Raw genomic sequence first — 13,313 nt, 5'->3', positions numbered from 1 at the left:
GCGGAAATTCTGGCCGGTGCGGGTGAAAAAGGATGACCGACATGGCCCTTGACGCAATAACGGAAACGATAGCGCATTTTGTTGGAGCATTTGAACTTACGATCGAACAAGCCCGGCTGCGGGACCAGTATGACGAATTCACCGCCCTGAGGCGAAAAGCCGAAATTGACGGGCTGGACGATCCTGCTGCGATCCACATCAGGGCCGACCTTGATATCCCGGCGGGCGAGTACAAACTCCTCCCATACAATTTTGCCCCACCTCAACCTGACCTGCCGCTACCAGACGCGCCGAAGGGGCCTGTGCATGAATCGGTGATTATCCTTGGTGGAGATGGGCCGGTTTCCGAGCGTTTTGTCCCGGACGACACGATTGGACCGTCATCCGTTCCTACACTTGTCATTCTGCAGCCGGAAAACGTGCCGTTGGGGTCGGCGGTAAGTTACACCACGCAAAAGGTTTTCCTGCGTGACAACGATACGGTGGGCGAGGGTGAATTTCGCGACACGGATGCGCTGATCGCGAAAGGTGAGCAGATGCTGGACATGGCGTTGTCACTTCATGCCGTAGCAAGCCCGTCATTTTCACTCGCGGATTACCAATCAATCGAGATGGTCGAGGCACTGGCCGAACAGATGTTGAACCCGATGAACGGGGATGTGGATGGCGTCACCGTGTATCAGTTCCATGGCGATGATGCCTTGGGTGTGATCGTCAATGGCGAGCACATGGCCGAAGCACCTGAATGGACCGACCTGCTGCCCGCTTTCCATCAGCCGGATGAGGCGACTGGCGATGAAGCGGAAACGCCGTGGCCTGCCGAATGGGATCAGTCCAAGGATCCCGATTTTGACGACGGGCATCTGGTGGTGACCGGCGGCAATCTGGCGATCAATGCAGTGTCTGCGACAATTGGTTGGGTGGATGCTCCGTACATTGTTGTAGGCGGACAGGCCATCAATCTGACGGTCATCAGTCAGGTCGCGCTTGTTTCCGACTGGGACGTGGGTGCCATGAATGCCGGAAGCGGTACCAACCTGGTTCAGTCTTCGGTGATCGAAGTCGAAGGCAAAGAGGCCGTCTGGCTGGACGATGCCGACGGAACAGGCGGCCAGCCCGCATACGTTGTTGTGGACTGGGTTCACGGCGATCTGGTGGTCGCGAATTTCATCAGCCAGAGTATTGATGCCACCGATATCGATCACATTCAGACCGAAATTTCAGCCACATCCACGCTTTACGTGCTGGGCGACAACGAAATGTACAATGTCGCCGATATCGTGCAGTTGGGCAGCTATTACGATCTGATCATGATCGGCGGAAACATGATTTCAGTCGATGTGCTGGTTCAATCCATGGCCCTTATGGATGACGACATCATCAGCGGCGGAGTGCCCGCGTCGGTGATGGACGGTGATGAAAACCTGCTCATGAACGACGCGTCGGTCAAAACGATCGGCAAGGACATTCACCAGGATATGCAACAGAATATGGCGGACGCGCTTGCCATACCGGAAATGGACATGGACGCGTTGGAAGACGCGCTTCTGAATGATCCGATGTTCGCCGGGATGGAGCAGTTGCGCGTCCTTAAGATCGACGGCGATCTTATACAGGTGAACATCGTCAATCAGGCCACGATGATGCTGGATCAGGATGATATTGACCTGTCCGGCCCGAATGCTGCCGGGGCCGATGTAGTCGCGGGCAGCAACGCCATGCTGAACACCGCGCATCTGACCAAGATGGGTGTGGACTCGACGGTCATGGCAGCTGACGGGTCGTATTCCGATCTGCTGCTGCATCAGGCCAGCCTGATCGACATGCCGGACAACGACGAGATTACCGCGATGACCAATGAGGCAATTGCAGCCATCATGGGTGACATGACCGTCGCGCAACCGGATGCGGCCCTGGCACTGAATACCCCAGCTCTTGATGCAACAACACCTGACGACGGCCTGCAAACCATGCTGGCCTGATCCCCCAAGATTTTTACCGAGTGACCAGAAGGTTTCTACATGTCGTTTGTTTTTTCGTCGCGCCGCCACCCTTTATCCAGCCCGCTGGACAGGCAAGGCGGGTTGGGTCTGAAGCGTCAGGATCCCGAACCTGGGACAGATCCTGCAAAACGGGCCACAGGTGCCACCACCCGACTGCATCTGACGCAGGAGTTCCGAGTGCCTGAACCAGATCAAAACCGGCCGGTTGAAAACGATGCGTTGAAACCGGCCAAAGACCAGAAACACTCATGTGAACAACCGCGCGCTGAACCTCCCCATCGGCGTGCGCCGCCGCAGCCCGTGCAAGACAAGGACATTGCGGGCGGTGGTGACGGGGTGGCTGATGCTGACGGCCCGGATCACGCAACCGCGGACGAAACGACAGCGCGCAAGACCCCCTCTGCGCGCACGTCCGGCGCGGATCACATGGGCGCGACGATCGAGGCCAAGGCAAACCAGCCACTGTTGCGGACAAATTCCGGCGGCGGTGACGGGAACGGGCCACCCCAAACCTTTCACAAGCGCACCCCGCCCGAGGATTTCCAGCGCACATTGCGGGATTCGATCCGGGCGATCCGGCGTAACCTGGCATTTGTTCTGGTGCTGACCTGCGCGACCAATATTCTGATCCTGTCGATCCCGATCTACCTGTTTCAGATCAGTGACAGAGTTCTGACCAGCCGGTCCTTGGATACGCTGATCATGTTGACCGCGATCGTCGCCGGGGCTGTGATTTTTCAGTCTGCATTTGATGCGGTGCGGCGGTTTACGCTGATGCGAACCGGTGTCGAGGTTGCCGTTCGTTTAGGTGCACCGGTGCTTAGTGCTGCTGCGCACGCGTCGTTGCACGGAAACGGGCGCGAATATCAGACTCTTGGCGATTTGCAGCAACTGCGCGGTTTTCTAGTTTCGGGCACTTTGATTTCGTTTCTGGACGTGCCATTCGCCCCTCTGTTCATTCTGATGATCTTTCTCGTGCACCCGCAACTGGGCATGATTGTCGTGGTGACGGCGCTGATCCTAATGACGATTGCGCTGATCAACCAGAAAATGACAGCCAAACCCTTTGCCGAGGCGAACAAAGCGCAGTCCATGGCGAACCTGCATCTGGATTCCATGTCGCGCAACAGCCAGATCATCAACGCCTTGGCCATGATCCCCGAGGCGGTGCGGATCTGGGGGCGGGACACGGCCCAATCCCTGACCTGGCAGGTGCGCGCGCAGGACCGTAACGTGATCTTCGCGGCGATCTCGCGCGCTGTTCGTCTGCTGACACAGATTGGCATTTTGGGATGGGGCGCATTTCTGGCACTGCAGGGAGAGATTACCGGCGGCATGGTGATCGCGGCCTCGATCATTGCCGGGCGCGCCTTTGCGCCCATCGAAGGTTCGATTGAAGGGTGGAACAGCTACCTGCTGACGCGCGCGGCCTATGGGCGGATCAAGGCGCTGCTGTCCACCTCGGCCCTGCAACACGAGAAGTTGCGCCTGCCGCGACCTGAAGGGCGGTTGGATGTTGAGCGGTTGCTCTATGTCCCCGGTGGAACCAAACGTGTGGTTCTGAACGGGATTACCTTCTCACTCACCCCCGGTGAAACACTGGCCATTATCGGCAATTCAGGTGCGGGCAAAACCACCTTGGGCAAAACCCTTGTCGGGTCCGTTCTGCCCACGTCGGGAAGTGTGCGGCTGGACCTGATGGATATCCGCAACTGGGACCCGCGCCAGTTTGGCGAAAGCATCGGTTATCTGCCGCAGGATGTGCAGCTGTTCCCCGGAACCATCAAGGACAATATCGGCCGGATGCGTGCCGATGCCACGGACGAACAGATCCATGACGCCGCTGTTCTGGCCGATGTACACAACATGATCGCAACCTTGCCGCAGGGATATGAGACTGTGGTGGCCTCCGATGGATCGCCTTTATCGGGCGGACAGAAACAACGCATTGCGCTGGCGCGGGCGTTTTTTGGGAACCCACGAATGGTTGTGCTGGACGAGCCGAACTCGAACCTTGACGTTGCCGGGGACAAAGCCTTGGCGCGTGCCATTGAACAGGCGCGCGAAAGCAAGATTACCGTGGTCGTCATCACGCAGAAACCGACCCTGCTGAATGTGGTCGACAAGATCATGTTGCTGACCGATGGGCGCGTCGCATTGTTCGGTCAGCGCGAGCAGGTTCTTCAGCAGATCAACGGGCCGCGCAAACGGACCGGAATTGAAGGGCAACAGGGAGGCTGACCATGAATGACCTCGTACCCGTAAGGCACTCTGCCGGTGAACCTGACGTCTGGTATGCGGAAGTTCCGCGCTCGATCAACCGCTTCATTGTCATCGGTATAATCATGCTGGTCGTCTGTTTTGGCGGTTTCGGAGTGTGGTCCTTCAGCGCCCCGCTGGCGGCGGCGGTCATCGCGCAGGGCAGCTTTGTCGCCACCGGACGCAACAAGATTGTCCAGCACCTTGAAGGCGGGATCATCGAAGACATCAAGGTCACCGAAGGGCAATCGGTTCAGGCAGGTCAGGTGCTGATGACGCTGGATCAGACCTCGGCGCAGGCCAATGAGCGCGAGCTGTTCATCCGCAAATTGCGCTTGCAGGCGATGACCGAGCGATTGCTGGCGGAATATGGGGAACGGGATCGTCTGGTCTTTACGCCAGATCTGGTCGAGGCCTCCAAAGACGTGGAAGTCATGGCCATTCTCGACGGTCAAATGCTGAGCTTTGATGTGTCGCGCAAGACCTTGCTGAATGATGTGGCACTTTTGGAACGCAATATGGAGGCTTTGAAGATCCGGGCAAGCGGCTTTGAGGCCCAATTGGACAGCATGGTCACACGTGCCGAGATCTTGCAGGAAGAGTACGAGTCCAAAAACCAGCTTTTCCAGAAAGGGCTGGTTCGAAAGGGCGAATTGAACACGATCCGGCGTGTGCAGGCCGAAGCCGAGGGGCAGCAGGCCCGGTTGCAGGCGGAGGCCGCTGAAATCAATCAGATGCTTCTGAAATACCAGGAACAGATTACGCGCACCCGATCCGCCTATCGCGAGGCTGCACTGGATGAATTGGGCGTGGTCGAGGCCGATCTGGAAAGCGTGCGCGAAAAATCCCGTCAGGCCCGTAATGTCCTGGACCGGGCCGTGGTACGGGCTCCGGTGACCGGGACAGTGGTTCGCCTGCATTATCATACTCCGGGTGGTGTGATCGAAACGGGCGAACCCATTGCCGAAATCCTGCCTGCCGATGCGCCGTTGATTATTGAGGCGCAAATCCCACGCACCGAGATTGATAGTGTGGTAACCGGGCAGACCGCCTCGGTGCGACTGATCGCGCTCAATCAGCGCACAACGCCGGTTTTGTACGGAGAAGTCTTTTATGTCTCTGCCGACGCGCTGCTTGAAGAGGCGGCAGGCGTTCCAAAAGAGGTATATCTGGCGCGTATCTCACTTACCCCAGACGAGCTGCACCGGGTCAGCGGCTTTGTTCCGACCCCCGGCATGCCTGCGGAAATTATGATCCAAACCGAGGAACGAACTTTTGCGGCCTATATCGCCAAACCTGTGTCGGACAGCATGTCGCGCGCGTTTCGCGAGCAATAACCTAGGTGCCTAAGGCCGTTGGTTCATCTACCTCAAGTCGCGTTCTGATCCTTTTGGGAAAAGCGTGAAAGTGAGGGTGTGTACCTTTGACGGCGCAAGACTTGGGATTTCACAAGCTCCACATCCTTGGCGGGTTGGCGGATCGGCTCAACGGTGGTTGCGAAATCACAGGTTCATGAACCGCCAGATTTCCGCATCTGATGCAAATCAATGCAAAACACATTCGAATCGAGACATGTTTGGCCGGAAGTCATCATAAGGAACACCCGACCATGTTTCGCCTTGCCGCCATGCTGTATTCACTGATCGCCACTGCCATTTCAGGTTCTGCCGTAATCGCTGTGCTGTCTGCGGGATTGGTTTCCGTCAGCGCAATTGTCGGCGCAGCAGTTGCCGGGGCGGTGATCGCTGCTCCGGTGTCTTGGATGGTAGCCCGGCGCTTGTACCGGGGCACCTGATCAGGCGTTCAGGAACGTCCGAACCGCTGCTTCGAATTCACGTGGTTTTTCGGCGTGCAGCCAATGCCCGGCTCCGGGTATTTTGGCGAAACGCGCGCCGGAAAACAGCGAGCGGATTTCAGGGCGGTGTTCCGGCAGGACATAATCCGATGCCGCGCCCGACAGGAACAGGGCGGGGCCATTCCATGTGGCGTCCAACTTGGGGAAGCCCATGATCTTTGGCATCTCGGCTGCAAGAACATCCAGATTAAGCAGCCACCGTTTTCCCTTGATATCCAGCGATTGGGTGAAAAAGCTTTGCAACGCTTTCTCAACACCTTGATCGGCCAATTGCATTTCCGCATCCGACCGGCGGGTGATGCGCGAAAAATCAACAGCCCGCATGGCCTCGATGAACCGGATTTGGCTGTGCGCGTATTGAACCGGCGCGATGTCGGCGACCACCAGCTTGTTCACCAACCCATTGTGCCGCAGGGCCAGGGTCATGGCAGCCTTTCCGCCCATGGAATGTCCAAGAACATCCGCCACGCCGCCGATCTGTTCTATGACTTCGGCGATATCCTGTGCCAGATGGGGATAATCATGGCTCGGGTCCCACATGCTGTAAGCATGGTTGCGCATGTCCACCGCCACAACCTGCCGTTCGTCTGAAAGCCTTTTGGCAATGACGCCCCAATTCCGAGCAGATCCGTAAAGGCCGTGTGCTATTACCAGCGGTGGGCGGGCGGTCGGTTCGCCATGTACAATCGTGTTCAGCATAGCTTGCGTGATACAAGCGCCTACAGCGGATCACCAGCCCCATTGTAGGTCTTTGTGGTGCAGGCTAGATTGCGGCGGCAGGAGAGAGCCAATGCCTCAGGACCCAGACATTCAGACCCGGATCGCCGAGACGGTGGCCTTGCTGCGTGCCAAGCTTGGCGTGCGCGACAAGACGCTAGAGGCATCCATTCGCAAGGCAAAACGACGCCTGCCGCGCCGGGTGTACCGGCAGGCCATGGTGCTTGCCCGGTCCGAGGCGATGGCGTCGCACCCGAAGATGCGGTTGATTCTGGATACTCCCAAGCTCGTCAGGGCGTCGGACGTAGTGCAGGATCATCTGGGAAGCATCAATCTTGCGGATCGCAGGTGGGGCTGGTTCCTTGGATTGCTGGGGGGGCTGGCTTTCAATCTGTTGGCTCTGACAGCGCTGTTGCTTGTTTTTCTGTGGTGGCGCGATTTGATTTGACTTTCAGACGGCTGCCAAGCTGACGCGTGGCCAGATCCCCCTCTATCGAAGCGACTGCTCAAACAACAAAAAAAACGGCGCCTCAAGAGCGCCGTTTTCTTTTCTTTTTCAACGTTTACAGGTTCGGGTATATGGGGAAGCGGTTGCAGAGGTCTGCGACCTGGGCGCGGACGCGGGCTTCGACTTCGGCGTTGCCGTCTTCGCCGTTGGCGGCCAGGCCGTCGACCACTTCGATGATCCAGTCGGCGATCTGGCGGAACTCGGCCTCGCCAAAGCCGCGGGTGGTGCCGGCGGGGCTGCCAAGGCGGATGCCCGACGTGATGGTCGGCTTTTCCGGGTCAAACGGCACGCCGTTCTTGTTGCAGGTGATATGCGCCCGGCCCAGGGCCTTTTCGGTGGCGTTGCCCTTGACGCCCTTGGGGCGCAGGTCGACCAGCACCACATGGGTGTCGGTGCCGTGGGTCACGGTGTCGAGCCCGCCCTTGATCAACTGATCGCTGAGCGCCTGCGCATTGGTCACGACCTGCTGGATATAGCTTTTTGAACTCGGGGCGCAGCGCCTCGCCAAAGGCCACGGCCTTGGCCGCGATCACATGCATCAGCGGGCCGCCCTGAATGCCGGGGAAGATCGCCGAATTCACTTTCTTAGCGATATCTTCATCATTGGTCAGGATCATGCCCCCACGTGGGCCGCGCAGGGTCTTGTGTGTGGTGGTGGTCGCCACATGCGCGTAGGGGAACGGGCTGGGATGCTCGCCCGCCGCAACCAGACCGGCGAAATGCGCCATGTCCACGTGCAGATAGGCGCCGACCATGTCGGCGATCTGACGCATGCGGGCAAAATCGATCTGACGCGGGATGGCCGAACCGCCCGCGATGATCAGCTTGGGGTTATGCTCTTTCGCCAGCGCCTCGACCTGATCATAGTCCAGCATGTTGTCCTGCTGGCGCACGCCGTATTGCACGGCGTTGAACCACTTGCCCGACTGGTTGGGCCGCGCGCCGTGGGTCAGGTGGCCACCGGCATCCAGGCTCATGCCCAGAATGGTGTCGCCGGGCTGGATCAGCGCCGGAACACGCCCTGGTTGGCCTGGCTGCCCGAGTTCGGCTGCACATTGGCAAAGCCACAGCCAAACAGCTGCCTGGCGCGGTCGATGGCCAGATTCTCGGCGATATCAACAAACTCGCAGCCTCCGTAATAGCGCCGGCCCGGGTAACCTTCGGCATATTTGTTGGTCATCACCGAACCCTGCGCCTCCATCACGGCGGCAGAGACGATGTTCTCGGACGCAATCAGCTCGATCTCGTCGCGCTGACGACCCAGCTCAGACCGGATCGAGCCAAAAAGCTCAGGGTCGCGGTCCGACAAGGACTGGGTGAAAAATCCGGTGTCACGAAGATTGGCGTTCATTGGCGCTCCACATGGCTGGGTATAAATCTTGCGGATTTCCTATCGGAAACGCCACATTCGCAAAAGGCTTAAAGCGACGATTTGGCCTGCTGCGGCGTCAAGACTGGCCTATTGGGGAAAGGTATGTTTGTTTCGGAACCAAATGTGCAACACCGGAAACCACAAAACATGAAAAAGAGAATCGCCTTTCTCGCCAGTGAGGTCAAAGTGGCGCAAACAGCGCGTGACACCCTGGTGACCAAATATGGTAATGTGGCACCTCGGGACGCAGATGTAGTGGTTGCATTGGGCGGCGACGGCTTCATGTTGCACACTTTGTACAATGTGCAGCATCTCGATACTCCGGTTTACGGGATGAATCGCGGCACGATCGGCTTTCTGATGAATGAGTATCACGAAGACGATCTGATGGCGCGGCTGGAGGATGCCGAGGAAGAGGTTATCAACCCGTTGGCCATGCAAGCGATGGACCAATCTGGAAAACTGCACGAGGCGCTGGCGATCAACGAAGTGTCATTGCTACGCGCCGGTCCTCAGGCAGCAAGGCTCAAGATCAGCGTAGACGGCCGGGTACGCATGGCCGAACTGGTCTGTGACGGGGCGTTGCTTGCCACGCCTGCGGGATCGACCGCCTATAACTATTCCGCGCATGGGCCGATTGTTCCGATTGGTGCTGACGTTCTGGCCCTGACACCCATCGCAGCGTTTCGCCCACGGCGGTGGCGTGGTGCCTTGTTGCCGAAAATGGCGAAAGTCAGGTTCGATGTGGTCGAAGCTGACAAGCGCCCGGTCATCGTGGCCGCCGATTCCGTTTCTTTCCCGGATATCGACTGGGTTGAGATCAGGTCGGAACCAGCCATTGCGCACCGTATCCTTTTCGACCCCGGCCATGGGTTGGAAGAACGTCTAATATCCGAACAATTCACGTAAAATAGGCCATCCCCAAATTTTTCTCACGCCTGTGTGAAGCAGTTCACAGGAATTCCCTTAATGATTGGCTAATGTGAACTTGTCCGGAGAACACGCCAAGGTGGGAGTGAGTGGCCACCTAAACGGTGTTTTCGAATGGTTGCGCAGATTTTGCGCTGGCGAGGGTGGGTGGTGCTACGCTCGTCATCAGAAATCCGGGCTTATTTTAGCAGCTGGACCCCGGGCACAATGACCCGGGGTCTATTTTTTGTTACATGTGATCCCAAAGCGGGAAACACATCTGTCCCACGCGAGCTTCTATCGCGGCGGCGGCATCCACGGCCAAATCCTCGCGCCAGCGCTGTGCCGCGATCTGCACATTGATAGGTTGAGGCCCTTTGGGAAGGTTGGCCAATCGTGACGGAACGCAGGCTGCAGGCAGTCCCAGAAAGTTCATCGCATAGGAATAGACAGCGCATCCCAGAACATCATGCACGCCTTCCGCGCCTTCGGTGTCCCGGTCGGGTTTGAAAAATGGCTGTGGCAGGAAAGGGGACAAGACCAGCGGGTAGTCCTGCATAAACAGGGACCATTCACGGGCATAATAGCTGCGCTTGGCCAGCATCCGGACCAATTCTGTTTCAACGATGGGCGGGAATTCCTGAAAGTAGACGTCAAAGATGTCGCGGATGGTTTTGGAACCAGCGGCTTCAATGTCAGATTTCATCAGGGTCAGCACTTCGCCCATCAAGGTCCGGTACCCGATCCGGCCACATTCAAAGACATCGGGTGGATCGACCTCTTCAACGTCGTACCCTGCATCGACCAGCGCATCGCGCGCAGTGTCGAGGGCTTTTTCGACCTCGGGGTGCAGCGCATAGCCGAAGGTGTTCTTGGTGAATGCCACCTTGATCGGCTGGTCAAAACGCTCACCGCGCCAGGGCATTGGTACGTGGAACGGATCCCGCGCATCGGTGGCGATCAGGCTGGGCATGGACAGGTGTAGATCCGCAGCCGACCGAGTGATCAGGCCCTGAACCGACATTGATTGCGCCAGCAATCCGCGTTCGGCCTTCTGACTTGGGTTCCACGCGGGAACGCGTCCCAACCCCGGTTTCACCGTAACCGCTCCGATGGCGGCTGCCGGAAAGCGCAGGCTGCCGCCAATATCGTTGCCATGGGCCAGCGCACCGACACCTGCCATCACGGCGGCAGCAGCGCCACCGGATGATCCCCCGGGTGAAATGTGCCGTCCCCACGGGTTGAACGTGCGCCCATGCAGGGGGTTGTCGGTGTCGGCCCTGAAGGAAAACTCGGGCGTATTCGTTCGCCCGATCACAATGGCCCCCGCTTTTTGCAAGTTGCTGACCACCGGCGCGTCATCCGGAGCGATTACGTCCTTCAGTGCAATGACACCGTTGGTGGTGGCGTGGCCTTTCTGATCGACATTCACCTTGATTGTTACCGGAACACCATGCAGCGGGCCGGTCGGCTGACCACGCCCCCGTGCAGCATCTAGCGACTGCGCGCGTTCCAGGGCCTCGGTGCGCAAGTCTTCGACGACCGCGTTCAGCGCGGGGTTCACCGCGTCCATGCGATCAATCGAGGCCTGAACCGCCTCGGTCGCGCTCAGATCGCCGCGTCGGGTCAAGGTGGTCAGCTCTGTGGCGCTGAGACGCCAGATATCGGTATGTGTCATGGGCCCTCACTGTCTTACAGCGACAGTAGGGGCCCAGATTCAGGTTGCAAGGGCGGACATGACATGGGCGGCCTGTGCCACCCGATGGTTACTTGGCGTAACCAATTGTCTGCAACGCTTCTTTGATCTCATCAAGGATGGCAGGATCATCAATTGTTGCAGGCATTTTGTAGTCCTGACCGTCTGCAATCGACACCATCGTACCACGCAGGATCTTACCGGAACGGGTCTTGGGTAACCTGTCGACGACAACAGCCAGTTTGAAGGCGGCCACCGGCCCGATTTTCTCCCGAACCATTTTGACGACTTCCTGAACCACATCGCCATGATCCCGTGTGGCACCAGCATTCAGGCACAGGAAGCCGACCGGCATCTGCCCCTTCAGCTGGTCCGAAACTCCGATCACCGCGCATTCAGCCACATCGGGGTGGGCAGCCAGCACTTCTTCCATCCCGCCCGTCGACAAGCGATGGCCGGCAACGTTGATGACGTCATCGGTGCGCGCCATGATGTAGAGGTACCCGTCTTCGTCAATCATCCCGGCATCGCCGGTTTCGTAATATCCGGGGAAGTGTTCAAGATAAGATTTCTTGAATCGTGCTTCGGCATTCCACAGTGTTGGCAAGGTGCCTGGGGGCAGGGGCAGTTTGACCGCGATGGCACCCAGTTCACCGGCTTTCATCGGGTGACCGCCTTCATCCAGAATTTGCACGTCATATCCCGGCATCGGTTTTGCGGGCGAGCCCAGCTTGACCGGAAGCTCTTCGATACCCAGCGGGTTTCCGGCTATGGCCCAGCCGGTTTCGGTTTGCCACCAATGGTCGATCACCGGAACCTTCAGCGCGTTTTGTGCCCAGATAATTGTGTCAGGGTCGGCGCGTTCGCCTGCCAGATAGAGGGCCTGTAGATGAGACAGATCGTATTTGCCGATCAATTCGCCTTTGGGGTCTTCTCGTTTGACGGCGCGGATGGCCGTAGGTGCGGTGAAGAAGCTTTTGACCTTATGTTCCGAGATCACGCGCCAGAAGGTGCCAGCATCCGGGGTGCCGACTGGCTTGCCCTCGAACACAATTGTGGTGTTTCCGTGGATCAGGGGTGCGTAGCAGATATAGGAGTGTCCCACGACCCAGCCCACATCGGAGGCTGCCCAGAACACGTCGCCTGGATCGACGTTATAGACATTCTTCATCGTCCAGTTCAGTGCCACAAGGTGTCCGGCAGTGGGGCGCACGACCCCTTTGGGTGCACCCGTAGTGCCAGAGGTGTACAGGATATAAGCCGGGTCATTGCCATCGATCGGTACGCATTCAGCCGGTTCGACACCGTATTGGAAGCCATGCCAGTTGAAGTCGCGCCCTTCGATCAACTGGGCGACCTCTTGTTCCCGCTGGAAGATCACACAAAAATCAGGTTTGTGGTTGGCCAGTTCGATCGCACCGTCAAGCAGGGGCTTATAGTGAACCACGCGACCGGGTTCCATCCCACAGGACGCGGCGATGATTGCTTTGGGTTTGGCGTCGTCGATGCGCACGGCCAGTTCGTTGCTGGCAAACCCGCCGAACACGACCGAATGCACGGCGCCGAGGCGGGCACAGGCCAGCATCGCCTCAAGCGCTTCGGGGATCATCGGCATGTAGATAATGACACGGTCGCCTTTCTCGACACCCTTTGCGCGCAGCGCGCCGGCCAGAGTGGCCACGCGGTTGCGAAGCTCGACATAGGATATCTCGCGCTTGGTGTGGGTGATGGGACTGTCATAGATGATGGCGGTTTGTTCACCGCGCCCGTTTTCCACATGACGGTCTACGGCATTCCAACAGGTATTGACCCGCGCGTCGCTGAACCATTCGTACAAGGGCGCATTGTCGTCGAACAGTGCTTTGCTGGGGGCCTTGACCCAATCGATCCCTTTTGCAGCGTTCATCCAGAACGCTTCGGGGTCGGTTTTCCAGCTGTCATAAACGTCCTGATACGCCATCTTGTCCTCCTCACAACGGCTTGGACATTGTGTT

General features: G+C 58.2%; 9 protein-coding genes and 1 pseudogene. 6 read left to right on the top strand and 4 right to left on the bottom strand.

Translation table 11 applies throughout. From position 1 onward, the window contains the following. The first annotated feature begins 41 nt into the window (after positions 1-41). The 4 genes from ACR3E2_RS07795 (at position 42) to ACR3E2_RS07780 (ending at position 6,057) form a co-directional block, all read left to right on the top strand. Complete coding sequence (locus ACR3E2_RS07795) at positions 42-1,982, top strand: type I secretion protein (protein ID WP_480484915.1); 1,941 nt, start codon at positions 42-44, stop codon at positions 1,980-1,982. A gap of 39 nt (positions 1,983-2,021) precedes the next feature. After that, positions 2,022-4,244, top strand: coding sequence for a type I secretion system permease/ATPase (locus ACR3E2_RS07790; protein WP_480484914.1), 2,223 nt, complete (start codon positions 2,022-2,024; stop codon positions 4,242-4,244). A gap of 2 nt (positions 4,245-4,246) precedes the next feature. After that, on the top strand, positions 4,247-5,599 hold the full coding sequence (locus ACR3E2_RS07785; protein WP_480484913.1) for an HlyD family type I secretion periplasmic adaptor subunit: 1,353 nt from the start codon (positions 4,247-4,249) through the stop codon (positions 5,597-5,599). Positions 5,600-5,871: 272 nt separating this feature from the next. Further along, on the top strand, positions 5,872-6,057 hold the full coding sequence (locus ACR3E2_RS07780; RefSeq protein ID WP_480484912.1) for a hypothetical protein: 186 nt from the start codon (positions 5,872-5,874) through the stop codon (positions 6,055-6,057). On the opposite strand, the gene ACR3E2_RS07775 is transcribed toward ACR3E2_RS07780, so the two are convergent. Then, the gene (locus ACR3E2_RS07775; RefSeq protein WP_480473558.1) at positions 6,058-6,816 is read right to left on the bottom strand and encodes an alpha/beta fold hydrolase; all 759 of its coding nucleotides are present in this window, start codon (positions 6,814-6,816) and stop codon (positions 6,058-6,060) included. It lies immediately after the preceding gene. 91 nt (positions 6,817-6,907) lie between these two features. Here ACR3E2_RS07775 and ACR3E2_RS07770 point away from each other — a divergent pair, with 91 nt between their 5' ends. Next, positions 6,908-7,282 carry a hypothetical protein gene (locus ACR3E2_RS07770; RefSeq protein WP_209507997.1) on the top strand — a complete coding sequence of 125 codons (375 nt, stop codon included), beginning with the start codon at positions 6,908-6,910 and terminating at the stop codon, positions 7,280-7,282. A gap of 115 nt (positions 7,283-7,397) precedes the next feature. Here the strand turns inward: ACR3E2_RS07770 and glyA are convergent. Beyond that, a pseudogene (gene glyA / locus ACR3E2_RS07765) lies at positions 7,398-8,693 on the bottom strand (serine hydroxymethyltransferase). A gap of 123 nt (positions 8,694-8,816) precedes the next feature. Between glyA and ACR3E2_RS07760 the strand changes: the two are divergent. Beyond that, complete coding sequence (locus ACR3E2_RS07760) at positions 8,817-9,623, top strand: NAD kinase (RefSeq protein WP_480484271.1); 807 nt, start codon at positions 8,817-8,819, stop codon at positions 9,621-9,623. A 250-nt stretch (positions 9,624-9,873) separates the two neighbouring features. On the opposite strand, the gene ACR3E2_RS07755 is transcribed toward ACR3E2_RS07760, so the two are convergent. Beyond that, positions 9,874-11,301 (bottom strand): amidase family protein, encoded by a 1,428-nt coding sequence (locus tag ACR3E2_RS07755; protein ID WP_480484270.1) that lies wholly within the window; start codon positions 11,299-11,301, stop codon positions 9,874-9,876. A gap of 88 nt (positions 11,302-11,389) precedes the next feature. Then, a complete protein-coding gene (prpE, locus tag ACR3E2_RS07750; RefSeq protein ID WP_480484269.1) occupies positions 11,390-13,279 on the bottom strand; it encodes a propionate-CoA ligase PrpE in 1,890 nt (629 codons plus the stop codon). Between the last annotated feature and the right edge of the window lie 34 nt (positions 13,280-13,313).

Source organism: Ruegeria sp. AL7 (assembly GCF_056536105.1).
The sequence above is the reverse complement of the archived record's forward strand: the minus strand, read 5'-3'. Positions and strand labels throughout refer to the sequence as shown.